Source organism: Ruegeria sp. EL01 (assembly GCF_900313035.1).
Classification (GTDB): Bacteria; Pseudomonadota; Alphaproteobacteria; order Rhodobacterales; family Rhodobacteraceae; genus Ruegeria.
The window spans coordinates 160,163-175,498 of sequence record NZ_OMPS01000048.1 but is presented as its reverse complement, the minus strand read 5'-3'; the positions used below and the strand labels follow the sequence as shown (position 1 = coordinate 175,498).

Annotated in this window: 14 protein-coding genes; 11 read left to right on the top strand and 3 right to left on the bottom strand. The window is 57.3% G+C overall.

Annotated elements, in window-relative coordinates:
* Position 1: 1 nt before the first annotated feature.
* Together glmS and glmU are read right to left on the bottom strand one after the other, a co-directional pair.
* Positions 2 to 1,825: a glutamine--fructose-6-phosphate transaminase (isomerizing) gene (glmS, locus tag D9K61_RS25020; RefSeq protein WP_120635925.1), complete on the bottom strand. Its 1,824-nt coding sequence runs from the start codon at positions 1,823 to 1,825 to the stop codon at positions 2 to 4.
* A gap of 5 nt (positions 1,826 to 1,830) precedes the next feature.
* Positions 1,831 to 3,183 (bottom strand): bifunctional UDP-N-acetylglucosamine diphosphorylase/glucosamine-1-phosphate N-acetyltransferase GlmU, encoded by a 1,353-nt coding sequence (gene glmU / locus D9K61_RS25015; RefSeq protein ID WP_120635924.1) that lies wholly within the window; start codon positions 3,181 to 3,183, stop codon positions 1,831 to 1,833.
* Between the two features lie 134 nt (positions 3,184 to 3,317).
* Here glmU and D9K61_RS25010 point away from each other — a divergent pair, with 134 nt between their 5' ends.
* The 5 genes from D9K61_RS25010 (at position 3,318) to D9K61_RS24990 (ending at position 7,889) form a co-directional block, all read left to right on the top strand.
* A complete protein-coding gene (locus D9K61_RS25010) occupies positions 3,318 to 3,989 on the top strand; it encodes an HAD-IA family hydrolase (protein WP_120635923.1) in 672 nt (223 codons plus the stop codon).
* Positions 3,990 to 4,028: 39 nt separating this feature from the next.
* Positions 4,029 to 5,228, top strand: a complete 1,200-nt coding sequence (locus D9K61_RS25005) for a DegT/DnrJ/EryC1/StrS aminotransferase family protein (RefSeq protein ID WP_120635922.1) — start codon at positions 4,029 to 4,031, stop codon at positions 5,226 to 5,228.
* A 119-nt stretch (positions 5,229 to 5,347) separates the two neighbouring features.
* Positions 5,348 to 6,070, top strand: a complete 723-nt coding sequence (locus D9K61_RS25000; protein ID WP_120635921.1) for an EF-hand domain-containing protein — start codon at positions 5,348 to 5,350, stop codon at positions 6,068 to 6,070.
* A gap of 87 nt (positions 6,071 to 6,157) precedes the next feature.
* The gene (locus D9K61_RS24995; protein ID WP_120636186.1) at positions 6,158 to 7,324 is read left to right on the top strand and encodes an isovaleryl-CoA dehydrogenase; all 1,167 of its coding nucleotides are present in this window, start codon (positions 6,158 to 6,160) and stop codon (positions 7,322 to 7,324) included.
* 4 nt (positions 7,325 to 7,328) lie between these two features.
* Positions 7,329 to 7,889, top strand: a complete 561-nt coding sequence (locus tag D9K61_RS24990; protein WP_120635920.1) for a hypothetical protein — start codon at positions 7,329 to 7,331, stop codon at positions 7,887 to 7,889.
* 44 nt (positions 7,890 to 7,933) lie between these two features.
* Here the strand turns inward: D9K61_RS24990 and D9K61_RS24985 are convergent, their stop codons facing one another.
* Positions 7,934 to 8,539 carry an OmpW family protein gene (locus tag D9K61_RS24985; RefSeq protein ID WP_120636185.1) on the bottom strand — a complete coding sequence of 202 codons (606 nt, stop codon included), beginning with the start codon at positions 8,537 to 8,539 and terminating at the stop codon, positions 7,934 to 7,936.
* Between the two features lie 136 nt (positions 8,540 to 8,675).
* On the opposite strand from D9K61_RS24985, the gene D9K61_RS24980 reads away from it, so the two are divergent.
* The 6 genes from D9K61_RS24980 to D9K61_RS24955 are packed head-to-tail and all read left to right on the top strand — an operon-like array spanning position 8,676 to position 15,323.
* A complete protein-coding gene (locus D9K61_RS24980; protein WP_120636184.1) occupies positions 8,676 to 10,196 on the top strand; it encodes an AMP-binding protein in 1,521 nt (506 codons plus the stop codon).
* Positions 10,196 to 10,741: a hypothetical protein gene (locus tag D9K61_RS24975; protein ID WP_120635919.1), complete on the top strand. Its 546-nt coding sequence runs from the start codon at positions 10,196 to 10,198 to the stop codon at positions 10,739 to 10,741. The genes D9K61_RS24980 and D9K61_RS24975 overlap by 1 nt, the downstream gene beginning before the upstream one ends.
* Positions 10,738 to 12,342 (top strand): carboxyl transferase domain-containing protein, encoded by a 1,605-nt coding sequence (locus D9K61_RS24970; protein ID WP_120635918.1) that lies wholly within the window; start codon positions 10,738 to 10,740, stop codon positions 12,340 to 12,342. Before D9K61_RS24975 ends, D9K61_RS24970 begins: the two co-directional genes overlap by 4 nt.
* A gap of 1 nt (position 12,343) precedes the next feature.
* Positions 12,344 to 12,769: an ASCH domain-containing protein gene (locus D9K61_RS24965; protein WP_120635917.1), complete on the top strand. Its 426-nt coding sequence runs from the start codon at positions 12,344 to 12,346 to the stop codon at positions 12,767 to 12,769.
* A gap of 5 nt (positions 12,770 to 12,774) precedes the next feature.
* Entirely contained in the window at positions 12,775 to 14,709 is a 1,935-nt protein-coding gene (locus D9K61_RS24960) for an acetyl/propionyl/methylcrotonyl-CoA carboxylase subunit alpha (RefSeq protein ID WP_120635916.1), read from the top strand.
* Complete coding sequence (locus D9K61_RS24955) at positions 14,706 to 15,323, top strand: glutathione S-transferase family protein (RefSeq protein WP_120635915.1); 618 nt, start codon at positions 14,706 to 14,708, stop codon at positions 15,321 to 15,323. The genes D9K61_RS24960 and D9K61_RS24955 overlap by 4 nt, the downstream gene beginning before the upstream one ends.
* Positions 15,324 to 15,336 lie beyond the last annotated feature (13 nt).

Here is a 15,336-nt window from a genome sequence, read left to right as displayed (position 1 = left end):
ATCATTCCACAGTGACGGACTTCGCCAGGTTGCGGGGTTGATCGACATCTGTGCCTTTGGCGACGGCAGTGTGATAGGCCAGCAGCTGTGCCGGAACCGAATACAGGATTGGCGCCAGGTTGGGGTGGATGTGAGGCATGCGGATCGTACTCCAAACGCCATCCTCGGCCTCGGCGATGCCATCATCATCAGACACAAGGATGACTTTGCCTTTGCGCGCCATCACTTCCTGCATGTTGGACACGGTCTTGTCGAAAACAGCGTCGCGCGGAGCCATGACAACCACAGGCATGTGCTTGTCGATCAGGGCGATTGGGCCGTGTTTCAACTCACCCGACGCATAACCTTCGGCGTGGATATAGCTGATCTCCTTGAGTTTCAGCGCACCTTCCATCGCAAGTGGGTACATCAGGCCACGGCCCAAAAACAGAACGTCGCGCGCCTCGGACAGGCGCTGGGCGGATTTGCGGATGGCCCGATTCTGGTCCAATGCCGTATTGAGCACCGAAGGCAACCCGCGCAGGGCGGCCGCGTGATCCGCGATCTCTTCTTCCGTCAAGGTACCCCGGTCCGCCGCAGCCTTAAGCGCCAGCATCAACAGAACGCTCAGCTGGCACGTGAAGGCCTTGGTCGAGGCAACGCCAATCTCGACACCCGCATGAATTGGCAAAGCCACATCGCTTTCCCGCGCAATCGAGCTTTCGGGGACGTTCACAACGGAAACGATCTTGTCGGCTTTACCTTCGCAGTAGCGCAGGGCCGCCAACGTGTCGGCAGTCTCGCCCGACTGGCTGACGAACAGGGCCAAAGTACGGTCGGTGATCGGAGGTTCACGATACCGAAACTCGCTGGCGATATCGACTTCGACGGGCATCTTGGCCAGTTGTTCGAACCAGTATTTTGCCGTGAGGCAGGCATAGAACGCCGTGCCGCAGGCGACCATTGTCAGGCGGTCCAGCTTAGTAAAATCCAGATCGACATCAGGTAGAACCACCTGATCGCCGCCGGTGGGCATATAGGATCGGATCGCTTCGGCCACTACAACGGGTTGCTCGGCGATTTCCTTGGCCATGAAATGCTTGTGCTCGCCCTTGTCGGCACGTGCGTGATCCAGTTTGATCTTGCGCATTTCGCGGTTGGCCAGCTCGCCTTCTTCGTTGCGGATTTCCAGCGAAGTGCGGGTCAGTACGGCGCGATCGCCTTCTTCCAGATAGGTGATCTTGTTTGTCAAAGGGGCCAGCGCAATTGCATCGGACCCCACATACATTTCGCCATCTCCGTGACCGATGGCCAAGGGTGAGCCTTTGCGCGCGGCCACAATCAGATCGCCCCGACCGTCGAACAAAAAGGCCAGTGCGAAAGCACCCTGCAGCCGGTCGATGGTTTTGAACGCAGCCTCAACCGGTGACATCCCGGATTTCAGGAAATGTTCTGCCATCAAGGCAACGGTTTCAGTATCGGTCTCGGTTTCGAAGCCAATGCCATGTTCCGCCAGTTCTGCGCGCAGTTCACGGTAATTCTCGACGATTCCGTTATGTACGACTGCCACCGGACCAGCCTTATGAGGGTGGGCATTGTTGACCGAAGGTGCCCCATGTGTGGCCCAGCGGGTATGACCGATCCCGGACTTTCCGGGCAGAGGATCATGTACCAACAGATCGCTTAAGTTGACCAGTTTGCCAACCGCCCGTCGGCGCCCTAACAGGCCGTCATTGACGGTCGCAATTCCGGCGCTGTCATAGCCGCGATATTCGAGCCGTTTGAGCGCCTCGACCAGAATGGGGGCAGCTTCATGCTGTCCCAGAACGCCTACAATGCCACACATATGTCTCAGGCTCCTTTGCTTAGGCGAGCCTTCTTCGCCTTTAACATGTCAAACAATTTACGCGCATACCCCAGTTTGTTGTCCTGCCGGGCGCGGGCCACGGCCAGGGCATCTGGTTCAACGTCACGGGTCACAACGGTTCCGGTCGCGGTCATCGCGCCATCGCCAAGGGTCACCGGGGCCACCAGCATGGTGTTCGAGCCGATAAAGACGTTTTCACCAATCGTGGTCTGGTGCTTCATCACGCCATCATAGTTGCAGGTGATGGTGCCGGCGCCGATATTTGTCGCGGCCCCAACCGTGGCATCACCGATATAGCTCAGATGATTGACCTTGGCCCCTTCGGCGATCTCGGCATTTTTGATTTCGACAAAATTCCCGATCCGCGCGTTTTCGGCGAGTTCGGCACCGGGTCGCAGTCGGGCATAGGGTCCGACGATAGCCCCCCGGCTGACATGGCAGCCTTCGAGATGCGAGAATGCCCGAATGGTCGCACCGCTTTCGACGGTGACACCGGGGCCAAAGATCACGTTGGGTTCAATCACGCTATCGCGCCCGATAACCGTGTCTGCCGCCAGATAAACGGTCTCGGGGGCCATCAATGTCACACCCAGATCCAACAGCTCGGCACGCGCGCGCGCTTGAAACACGGCATCCGCTGCTGCCAGATCAGCGCGGGAATTGACACCCAATGTTTGTTCTTCACCGCAAGCGACTGCGGTCACGGTCAACCCCTTGCCCCGCGCGATTTCCACCACATCGGTCAGGTAGTATTCACCTGATGCATTGTCGTTTCCAACAGCATCAATCAGGCCAAACAATGTCTGTGCACTGCAGGCCAAAAGGCCCGAATTGCAGAATGTTATGGACCGTTCTTGTTCTGTGGCGTCTTTAAATTCCACGATGCGCTCTAGGGTGTGGCCCTGCATCACTAGACGTCCGTACCTTGCCGGGTCTGCGGCTTCGAACCCGAGTATGACCAGATCATTCTTGGCCCGGGCTTCGATCATCCGCTCTAACGTGTCGGGCTGCAAAAACGGCGTGTCACCATAAAGGACAACAACGTCACCCTCGAACCCATCCAGCGCCGCGCGGGCCTGAGCGACCGCATGCGCGGTGCCAAGCTGTTCCTCCTGCACGGCGACCTGTGCCGTTTCATCCTCAGACTGCGCGACTTTGGCCACAGCTTCCGATCCATGACCCGTGACGATAACGGTGCGTTCCGGTGACAGCACGGCACCCGCCCGCATCGCGTGAACCAGCATCGGGGCCTGGGCGATAGGATGCAGAACTTTTGGAACATCCGAATTCATCCTGGTGCCTTTCCCGGCGGCAAGGATGACAAGGGCAATGGTCATGAAATCAATTTCTCTTTTGTTTTGTCGCAGTCCGTTTTATCCGCTGAGGGCAAAGGCGCAAGCGGTTCGACCATCAAACAAGGTTGCCGTTTTGAAATACGACATGGCGAAAACCCGCCGAGGCAGGAGATAATATGCGAACGGTCATCTTCGATCTGGACGGCACACTGGCGGATACGTCAGGCGATTTACTGGCTGCGGCGAACCATTGTTTTCGCCATATGGGACACGGTGATGTGTTGGTTAACGGGCAGGATGCAGGTGTTGCGCTGCGCGGTGGGCGGATGATGTTGACCCATGGCTTAAAACGGGTGGGGGCTTTTCAGGAACGCACTGTTCTGGACTATTACCCGATGCTGCTTGAGGCTTATGCCGAAGCTATCGACACGCATACAACCTTCTACCCCGGTGCATTGCAGGCGGTCGATCTGCTGAAAGGCGCTGGTTACGGTGTTGGCATCTGTACCAACAAGCCCGAGGCTCTGGCCGAGCTGCTGTTAACCCGCATGGGGGTTCGCGACCGGTTCGCATCGCTGGTTGGGGCCGATACGCTGACCGTGCGCAAGCCAGATCCCGAACCGTTGCGCGAAGCGGCCCGCCGTGCGGGCGGAGATCCGGACCTGTGCGTCCTGATCGGGGATTCGGATACTGATCGAAACACTGCGCGGGCCGCAGGGGTTCCCTCGGTTCTGGTCACATTTGGTCCGTCTGGTGATGATATGGCAGCTCTGGAGCCAGAGGCGTTACTGCATCATTTTGATGATTTGCCCGGAATGGTTCCGGGATTGATCGGTGCGGCTGCTTGATCCCTTGACCCCGGACCTGTGCGGCCCCACAACAATGCCATGACTGAGATATTTGCCGGCAGTTTCACCCAACAGGAACCCATCCCCGACGATGCGATCGAGGCCGCATTGGCGGTGCTGCGTCACGGGCGTTTGCATCGCTACAACATTGTGCCCGGCGAGCTGGGAGAGACCGCCCTGCTGGAACAGGATTTCGCGGCCCAGATGGGGGCAAAGTACTGCCTTGCGGTGTCGTCCGGTGGCTATGCGATGGCGACCGCGCTGCGGGCGGTTGGGGTGCAACCGGGAGATCCGGTTTTGACCAATGCCTTTACGCTGGCGCCGGTGCCGGGTTCGATTGCGTCGGTTGGCGCCAAGCCGGTTTTTGTTGGCGTAACCGAAGACCTGACGATCGATCTGGATGATCTCGAAGGCAAGCTGGAACAGGCACGGGTCCTGATGCTCAGCCATATGCGCGGACATTTGTGCGACATGGACCGGCTGATGGAGCTATGCGACGCGGTGGGTGTGACGGTGATCGAAGATTGTGCGCATACCATGGGGGCAGCATGGCGCGGGCAATTGTCAGGGCGTCAGGGCGCAATCGGTTGCTATTCCTGTCAGACATACAAACACGTCAATTCGGGCGAAGGTGGTCTGCTGATCACAGATGATGAGGAACTGGCAGCCAAAGCAACAATGCTGTCTGGGTCTTACATGTTGTATGAACGCCATTTGGCGGCGCCGGGCCCAGAGGTATTTGACCGGATCAAATACACCACGCCTAATGTCTCGGGGCGAATGGACAATTTGCGCGCGGCGATCCTGCGCCCACAACTGCGCGATCTGAATCGACAGGTGGAACGTTGGAACGAAAGATATGGTCGGATCGAAAAGGGCCTTCGTGATACGCCCGGCCTGACGATTGTAGAACGACCCAATGCTGAAACCTATGTGGGATCATCCATTCAATTTCTTCTACTGGACTGGTCCTCTGAAGGAATTGCAGAAGTGATTGGCCGGTGCGCTGCGCGTGGGGTTGAACTGAAATGGTTTGGTGGCGCTGAACCAACCGGGTTTACATCGCGTTACGATAGCTGGCGCTACGCCGAGAGCACTCGAATGCCAGATAGTGATCGGGTGTTGGCTGGCATTATGGACATGCGTGTTCCGCTGACGTTTTCCCTGGATGATTGTTCTTTGATTGCTCGAATCATCCGGGACGAGGTCACGCGAATTCATAATCAAGCAACATCCTGATTTTCACCAATCGGCCTGTCCGGACACGAATTCCCTCGCGTCTGGACGCTATCCTGCTAGCATTTTTGGGATACCCTTGCGTTTTTGAGCAGGCACGCCATCAAAATCAATGCGGAACCATGCGAAAAGAGAAGAAGTCAGAATCCCTCGAAGTCCGGCTCAGCCTGTCTGAAAAGAATGCGTTCGCGTCGCGGGTTACGGCCCGGGGTGAGACCATGAGCGCTGCGCTGCGCCGATTGATTGCCGAAGATGGGGTGCCTCATTCAAAAACGAAGGAGGCCTCGACCTTGAAAAAGATAACAATTGCCGCATCCCCCGCGGTCCTTACAATCGCTATTCTTGCAGGCGCGTCCCTATCGGGTGCGCAGGCAAAAACGGATTTTACCGGTCAGTTTCATGAGAAAGATGTAAATGGCGACGGTTTTGTTGATCGTGCCGAAATGCTGCAAGTCATGAGGCGGCGGGCGGCCACGGTGGATTTGCCCAGCGATTGCGATGGAACCGAACTTGCCAAGAAATGGTCAATGACACCTGAAGAGTTGGCAGACGGGCAGATTGCGTTTTCCGATTCCGACAAGGACGGGCGTATCACGTTGTCAGAGCTGATTGCGTCGAACGAACGCTACCGGGCAGATGATTTCATATCTGCCGACAAAAACGAAGATGGGTTCATAAGCTTGTATGAGCTGGAATTCGGTTTTCGAGAAGACGAAGCAAAGGTCAACGCTGAATGCAGAGCCGCCATCGGCATGCATAGCGCCGCCCGGGCCCCCGAGATTCTAAAGCAACTCGATACGGATAGGGACGGGAGGATCAGCCTGGGAGAGTTCGTCAACCACTAAGGCAGTATTCTGACTGGACAGCAATCTCTTGCGTCGCTATTAATGAACGAGTGTTCAATTATTTTTGGCGACGTACGGGAAAGCGATATGTTCCAGGCAACGATGCAATTTGATCTGGGTGAAGATGTTAACGCGCTGCGCGAAATGGTGCATCGCTGGGCGCAGGAACGGGTCAAGCCGATGGCGGCCGAAGTTGATGCCTCTAACGCCTTTCCCAACGAACTGTGGAAAGAGATGGGAGAGCTTGGCCTGTTGGGCGTGACCGTGTCCGAAGAATATGGCGGCGCGGGAATGTCCTATCTTGCACATACGATTGCTGTGGAAGAGGTCGCGCGCGCGTCGGCCTCGGTGTCACTGTCTTACGGGGCGCATTCGAACCTGTGTGTGAACCAGATCAAGCTGAACGGAACAGAAGAGCAAAAGCAGAAATACCTGCCGCGTCTGATCTCAGGCGATCACGTCGGTGCGTTGGCCATGTCCGAAGCATCTGCCGGGTCTGATGTTGTGTCGATGAAGCTGCGCGCGGAAAAGCGCAACGATCACTATCGCCTGAACGGGAACAAATACTGGATCACCAACGGTCCGGATGCGGATACGTTGGTCGTCTATGCCAAGACCGATCCAGATGCGGGCTCCAAGGGGATCACCGCCTTCCTGATCGAGAAAGAGATGACGGGCTTTTCCACCTCTCCCCATTTTGAAAAGCTTGGCATGCGCGGATCAAACACGGCCGAGCTGATCTTTGACGATGTCGAAGTCCCATTCGAGAATGTTCTGGGCGAAGAGGGTAAAGGTGTTGCCGTTCTTATGTCGGGGCTGGACTATGAACGCGTAGTTCTGGCCGGGATCGGCACCGGGATCATGGCCGCCTGCCTGGATGAGATCCTGCCGTATCTGGCCGAGCGCAAGCAGTTTGGCAAACCCATCGGCAGCTTCCAACTGATGCAGGGCAAGATTGCAGACATGTACACTGCGATGAATTCAGCGCGCGCCTACGTCTATGAGGTAGCCAAGGCCTGTGACCGGGGCGATGTTACCCGTCAGGACGCGGCAGCGTGCTGCCTCTACGCTTCGGAACAGGCGATGGTTCAGGCACATCAGGCCGTTCAGGCGATGGGTGGTGCCGGGTTCCTTGCGGACTCGGCAGTCAGCCGAATTTTCCGGGACGCCAAACTGATGGAAATCGGGGCGGGAACCAGCGAAATCCGCCGGATGCTGATCGGGCGCGAGTTGATGACGACAATGGGAGGCTAAGATAATGCGCGTTCTTAGTGTTCTCGTCGCAGTAGTTGTTTCGCTGGTCCACGCGCCGCCTGGATATTCAGACGCAGGCGAAGAATGGAACCGTTTTGAATTGCAAAGAGCAGAAGATCTGGTTGCTTTACGAGCATGCATTGAAACAGATGAGTTTAGCGTAACGGGCACTGCTTGTGCTGAGATGACGGTGAGGGAATGCCAAGATAGGCTGGTCTCCGATCAGTCAAATGTTTCGCGGGTTGAACAGGATAGCTGCTGGAAAAATGAGCTGAAACTTTGGGATCTGCTGTATTCAGAAACTGTTGAATTGACGCTCCGCGGGGCGATTCATCTGGATCGGGATGCCTTCTACACGGATAGAGAATTCACCGGAAACACGGAGCTTTTCCTTCGGACGGAGGCTGGTTGGCTTGCTACAATCAAAGACCGATGTGACTTGGAAATGGCGCATTGGATAGGAGGGACTGCAGGCAGCACGACTCAGTACACTTGCCGCATTAACTTGCGGGCCGAGAGGATCTCGGATCTGAGGAATTTGGGACTGACAAACCACTCAAAGTGAACGCCCCACAGACGAGGTCACTGCGGGGCGATCCGATCAAAGGATCAGAAGCGATGAACGTAAGACAGGCCGATCAGCCAGGGATCGATTTCTGCCGTGCCAATATTGGCGCCGTCCAGCGTGACATCGGAGTCGATATCGAACCAGCGCACGTTCAGACGCACAGCGCCCTTGTCGGTGATCGCGTAGTCCAGACCGGCCTGCAACGAGACGCCGAAGGAGTTGTCCACCTTCAGATTGCCCAGCGAGGACTGCTCGTCAAAGAATATGGTATAGTTCAGACCCGCGCCAACATACGGCTTCCAGGCCGTGTTCGTCGGGATGTGATAGTTCAGCGACAAGGTCGGCGGCAAGTGCTTGACGCTGCCTGCATCGGTGCTTCCACCAAGGGTGATATCGTGGCTGAACGGGGTGGCGGCCAGCAGCTCGATGCCCAGGTTGTCACGGATGAAGTATTCGGCAGTGAAGATCGGGCGCGTATCTGCATCGATCTCGGCGTTCAGGCCCGCAAGGGTTCTGTTGTCCGATTTCGGGTCCAGATAGCCGACACCAATACCAAGCGTCCAGTCACCCTGCGATTGGGAAAATGCGGGAACGGCCAAAGCCACGAGCGCGGTGGACAGGGTCAAAGCGGCGAGTTTCTTTGTCATTGTCTTGCCTTTGGTTGTGTTGATGCGCTTGGCTTCGCAGCAAAGCGTTTTGCAAACTCTGATCTGTATCAAATCCGTGTGAAGTTGTTGGGTGAGCCTGAGTCGCGAACTTTCGGAAAAACAAAGGAAATTCGCCGTGGTAGACACTAGGCGCATACCGGGTTTGCGCCCTGAGGGTGGCTGGGATCTCCCGGATCAGCTGAACATGGCGCGTCAGTGCCTGAACCATCCGTCCGACAAGGTGGCGCTTATCGATTTGACCGGGGCTTCCAGGCACGATGTCACTTATGGTCAGCTGTCGCAGATGACCGACGGCATTGCCCGCGCGTTACTGTCAAGAGTGCGACCCGGGGATCGAGTTGGCGTGTTGCTCAGTCAATCGCCGTGGTGCGCAGCCGCGCATTTGGCGATCTGGAAAATCGGCGCGATATCCGTCCCGCTGTTCAAACTGTTCAAACAAGACGCTCTGCGGACGCGTATTACTGATGCAGGGGCAAAGATAGTTCTGACGGATGATCAGGGCGCAGATTTGATTGGCGATCTGGCCAAGCCCCTCATCGCGGCAACGATTGCCGAGACGGGCGCAGACATTGCGTTCGCTGCAACCGGCCCCGATGACCCTGCCGTGTTGATCTATACATCTGGAACAACAGGCAGCCCAAAGGGCGCGCTCCATGGGCATCGGGTGCTGACCGGGCACCTTCCGGGCGTGTCGATCAGCCACAACCACCTGCAATGCGGAGATTGCCTGTGGACGCCAGCGGACTGGGCCTGGATCGGTGGGTTGTTCGACGTGCTGATGCCCGGGCTGGCGCTGGGTATTCCGGTTGTCGCAGCGCGGCTAGAGAAGTTCTCGCCCGAGGCTTGCGCCGACGTGATTGCACGCGGCCGGGTGCGCAATGTGTTTTTTCCGCCGACCGCTTTGCGCATGCTCAAAGCAGCGGATCAAAGCATATCAGGCCTGCGTTCGGTCGCGTCAGGTGGCGAGCCGCTGGGCGCCGAAATGCTGGCATGGGGACAGCAAGCGTTTGGCCTGAAGATAAACGAGTTTTACGGGCAGACCGAATGCAATATGGTCGTATCCTCCTGCGCCGAGGATTTCCCTGTTCAACCCGGCTGCATCGGCAAGCCGGTGCCGGCGCATGAGGTGGCAGTTGTCGACGAGGATGGCAATCCGACCGAGGAAGAGGGGGACGTGGCCATCCGGCGCGGCACGGCCTCGATGATGTTGGAATACTGGAACCGGCCCGAGGCGACGGCTGAAAAGTACCGGGGCGACTGGATGATCACCGGTGATCGCGGCGTGTGGGAAGGGGATTATCTGCGCTTCGTCGGTCGCGATGACGATGTGATTACATCCGCTGGCTATCGCATCGGTCCGGCGGAAATCGAAGATTGCCTTCTGGCCCACCCGGCGGTTGCAACGGTGGGCGTGGTCGGCAAACCCGACCCGCTGCGGACCGAGATTGTGAAGGCTTACGTGGTATTGAAACCGGAGGTCGTGGTCTCGGGCGCCGAGTTGCAGGACTGGGTCAAGGACCGTCTGGCGCAGTATTCCTACCCGCGCGAGGTGGCGTTTCTGGAGGAATTGCCGATGACGGTGACCGGGAAGGTGATCCGCAAGGAATTGAAGGCGCGGGCGGTGGGAGAATTGTAATGGCAGACAACGAAAAACCAACTGACGACTGGCCGGGATATGAAGCCGCGCGACAGCGAAACAACGATTTCCACGGAGAGTACCTTCGATCTTATTCTGAGCGCGGTTACGAATACGGGATTCTGGCGGTAAAGAACTTCATGCTGATTTCGGGAGGCGCATTAATTGCTTTGCCTGCTCTGGCTAAACTTTCGCCTGACTACGAAGAAAAAATGGCGATGTTAGCTGGTAGCTGCTTTGCTTTCTGCCTCCTTGCTTCGCTAGCCTGTACTTACATAATCCACCTAAACTGGACTTTGTTTTATGAAAGCCAAGAATTGGCACGCTCACGTGACCAGCACTTGATTATCAAGGCCTATTTACCTTCTCGCTACGATGGTGCTGATGAGAGTCGAGATTTTCAGACAGAGATAGAAAAGAAAAATCGGAAAGCGTGGTGGGCTTGGATCGTCCCGCACGTACTGGGCGTGATTAGCTTCACAGTTTTTCTCCTTGGTTGTTGGTTCTTCTATTCAGGTTTCGATTTTTCAGGGGTGAAAGTATGAAACTCACATCCAAAGCCATGCCCGCCTCCGAGGGTTTCAAAGCAAACCGCGCGGCGCATCTCGAAGCGCTGGCGCAAATCTCTGCCGCCGCCGAAGCGGCCCGCATGGGCGGAGGTGAAAAATCGCGCGCGCGGCATGAATCGCGGGGCAAGATGCTGCCTCGGCGCCGGGTGGCGAACCTGTTGGATGCGGGGTCTCCGTTCCTTGAGATCGGCGCAACGGCGGCGCATGGGATGTATGGCGATGCCGCGCCCTGTGCCGGGGTCATCGCAGGCATTGGCCGGGTGCAGGGGCGTGAGGTCATGGTGGTGTGCAACGATGCCACAGTGAAGGGCGGTACCTATTACCCGATGTCGGTCAAGAAACACCTGCGGGCGCAGGAGATTGCCGAGGAAAACCAACTGCCCTGCATCTATCTGGTCGACAGTGGAGGGGCGAACCTGCCCAATCAGGATGAGGTCTTCCCGGACCGCGACCACTTTGGCCGCATCTTCTACAATCAGGCTCGGATGAGCGCGAGGGGCATTCCTCAGATCGCTGTCGTTATGGGATCATGCACGGCGGGCGGAGCCTATGTGCCTGCGATGTCGGATGTCACGATCATCGTGAAGGATCAGGGTACGATCTTTCTGGCTGGCCCCCCTCTGGTAAAGGCGGCAACGGGTGAGGTTGTCAGCGCCGAGGATCTGGGCGGTGGTGACGTTCATACCCGCCTGTCTGGCGTGGCCGATTATCTGGCCGAAGATGATACGCACGCGTTGGCTCTGGCGCGCCGCGCGGTTGGGTCACTGAATCTGCGTAAGGTGCAGACGGTCGACTGGGCCAGCCCCGAAGACCCGGCCTATGATCCCGACGAAATCCTGGGCGTTGTCCCTGCTGATCTGCGCACGCCCTACGACATTCGTGAGGTGATCGCGCGGCTGGTCGATGGCTCGCGCTTTGATGAATTCAAGCCACGCTTTGGTGAAACACTGGTGACCGGGTTTGCCCATGTCAAAGGATGCCCGGTCGGGATCATAGCCAACAATGGCGTACTGTTTTCCGAAGCCGCCCAGAAGGGTGCGCATTTTGTCGAGCTGTGCTCGCAGCGCAAAATCCCGCTTGTGTTCTTACAGAACATCACGGGGTTTATGGTTGGTCGCAGGTATGAAAACGAAGGCATCGCGCGGCACGGGGCCAAGATGGTGACGGCAGTGGCGACAACCTCGGTGCCGAAGATCACTATGCTGGTCGGTGGCTCGTTCGGGGCAGGGAATTACGGCATGGCCGGGCGCGCTTATCAGCCACGTTTCCTTTGGAGCTGGCCGAACTCGCGTATCTCGGTCATGGGCGGCGAGCAGGCAGCGGGTGTTTTGGCTACCGTCAAACGCGATGGGATTGAACGACAGGGTGGCACATGGTCTGCCGAGGAAGAGGCCGAATTCAAACGCCCGACCTTGGATATGTTCGAGGAACAGTCGCACCCGCTCTACGCCTCAGCCCGGTTGTGGGATGACGGCATCATCGACCCGCGCAAGAGTCGGGATGTATTGTCTCTGTCGCTGAACGCAGCACTGAACGCCCCGATCGAGGAGACACGTTTCGGCGTGTTCAGGATGTGAGATGAGTAGCTTACTTGAAGAAGTGAAAGCCCGGTACCCGAGTGCACAAACGTTCAAGTTCGGGGACAACCGAGACCTGTGCGACGAACTGCTGGCATTGGTACGTGCGGGTGTCAAAACGGCCACCTGCGGCGCGCAACGGGATTATCCCGAAGGCAGCGCGGATATGCCGATCCCCGGTCGCATCGACATTGCGCTGGACTGGGATGACCGCCCAGCCTTGTTGATCGAAACGCTCGAAGTCACGATCCGGCGATATTGCGATGTCACCGAAGAGTTCGCTTTGGCCGAGGGCGAGAACAAGACTTTGGACGGGTGGCGCGACGGGCACCGACGCTATTTCGAGCGCAATGGCGGCTTCGATCCTGAAATGGAATTGGTATGCGAGCGGTTTCGTATGATCGAAGATTTGGCAGGTAAGGGGTAACTACGATGTTCAACAAAATCCTGATTGCCAACCGAGGTGAGATTGCTTGCCGCGTGATGGAGACGGCACAGAAACTGGGTGTGTTCTGTGTCGCCGTATATTCGGATGCAGATGCAGCGGCCAAACATGTTCAGATGGCGGATGAGGCGATCCATATTGGTGGTTCAGCTCCGGCGGATAGCTACCTCAAGGGCGATGTGATCATTCAGGCGGCTTTGGACACAGACGCGCAGGCGATCCATCCGGGTTACGGGTTTCTGTCCGAAAATCCCGATTTTGTGGATGCGGTTGAGGCTGCAGGGCTGACGTTTATTGGCCCTTCGGCGGATGCGATCCGCAAGATGGGCCTCAAGGACGCGGCTAAGGTTCTGATGGAACAAGCGGGTGTACCGGTGGTTCCTGGATATCACGGCGACAATCAGGACCCGGAACATCTGGCTGAATCTGCCGATACAATTGGGTATCCGGTTCTGATCAAGGCCGTTGCTGGCGGTGGCGGCAAAGGCATGCGACTGGTCGAAAAGCCCGAAGATTTCGCAATGGCGCTCGACAGTGCCATGGGCGAGGCGCGAACCGCCTTTGGCAATGACGCAGTGCTGGTTGAGAAATTCGTTACCAAGCCACGCCATATCGAAGTGCAGGTCTTTGGCGACGGTACCCATGCGGTGCATCTGTTCGAACGCGATTGCTCGCTGCAGCGTCGCCACCAGAAAGTGATCGAAGAAGCTCCGGCGCCGGGCATGACGTCTGAGATGCGCAAGGCGATGGGGCAGGCGGGTGTGCGTGCCGCCGAAGCCATTGGCTACAAAGGCGCGGGAACGGTCGAGTTCATCGTCGATGCTTCGGACGGTCTGCGTCCGGATCGGTTCTGGTTCATGGAGATGAACACGCGCCTGCAGGTGGAACACCCCGTGACCGAAGCGATTACAGGTGTTGATCTGGTAGAATGGCAATTGCGGGTTGCGTCAGGTGAGAGCTTGCCGATGCGGCAAGAGGATCTGTCGATCAATGGACATGCGTTCGAAGCGCGGCTCTATGCCGAGGATGTCCCAAAAGGCTTCTTGCCAGCCACGGGGCTATTGACGCATCTGCGGTTCCCGGACGGGTGCCGCGCCGACAGCGGTGTGCGCGCCGGCGATACGATCAGCCCGTGGTATGACCCGATGATTTCGAAAGTCGTAGTCCATGGGCCAACACGTGCTGTTGCCCTTGAAACGCTGCATCGTGCCTTGCGCGGGACCGAGGTTGGCGGGACTGTCACCAATCTTGCGTTCTTGGGTGCTTTGACTCGGCACGCGGGATTTGCGTCGGGTGACGTCGACACAGGGCTGATTGGCCGGGATATTGATGCATTGGTTCGACAGGCCCAGGTCGTTCCAGCAACCTTTGTTGCGGCAGCGATGCACGCGCTTGATCTGGTCGAATCCCATGATGAAACCGGGTTCACCTTGTGGTCTCCGTTGCATCGGGCCGCGCAGTTGATGCAAGGCGGGGAAGTTGTGGACTTGGACGTTCAGGTCGAGGGCCCCAACCGACAAATCTGGCACGTTGGTGAGGTCCAGGTGATTGCTCAACGTCGTGACGGCCGGTGGCATGTCGATGGAAGGCCAATGCCGAATGTTGCAATCTCAGGAACCGAGATCACCGTTTTCCAAGACTATGGACAGGTCTTTGAGAGTGTTGATCCGTTGGATCGGGATATCAGTGCAGCAGGTGACACCAACGTGATCGAGGCGCCGATGCCCGGGTTGGTCAAAGCTGTGTTCGCAACTGCGGGCCAAGTCGTTTCGGAAGGTGATCGACTGGCCATTCTTGAGGCGATGAAGATGGAGCATTCTCTGTTGGCCGCACGCGATGGCGTGGTTGCCGAGGTACTTGTCGAACCCGGGGCGCAGGTCGAGGCTGGTGCCGCCTTGGTGCGGCTGGAGGTCAATGATTGAATGCGCTGCGAGTCATAGGTTACCGCCACAGCGTCTATTCCCGATCAGTTCGCATCGCGCTGGTCGAATTGTCGCTTCCTTACAGTTGGGAAGAGGTCGACCCATTCAGTGAAGCGTCCGATCATCATCCCTTCGGGCGGGTGCCGGTTTTGTTCGATGGTCGGACACGTGTGTATGAAAGCTGGGCGATCCTTAGTTACCTCTATCGGATCAGCGACCGCACCCGCGCCCCGCTTGTCGAAGCGCGCGCCGCGCAGATTGCCGGAATCGCGACCTCTTACGCCTATTGGCCTTTGGTCCGGCAGGTTTATTCCCATGGCGTTTTCAGGCCAGCGTTTGACCTTGAATACGATATGTCAAAAATACAGGACGGTCTTGAGCAAGCGGGTTCTGTTCTGAATGCAATTGAGGACATAGCCACTGAGGGTCACGTGCTCGGTTCCGGGTGTGAGCCCGAGGATTGTATCCTGTTTCCGATGATCGATGCGTTCAGGCGATATCCGGCAGCTGCGGAATTGCTTGCTCATTACCCCGCATTGAACTCATGGTGGATACGGATGAATGATCGGGACAAAATCGCCGAAACCTTCTGCAGGTTAAGACCCGAGGCGTGAGAACACAGTGGCG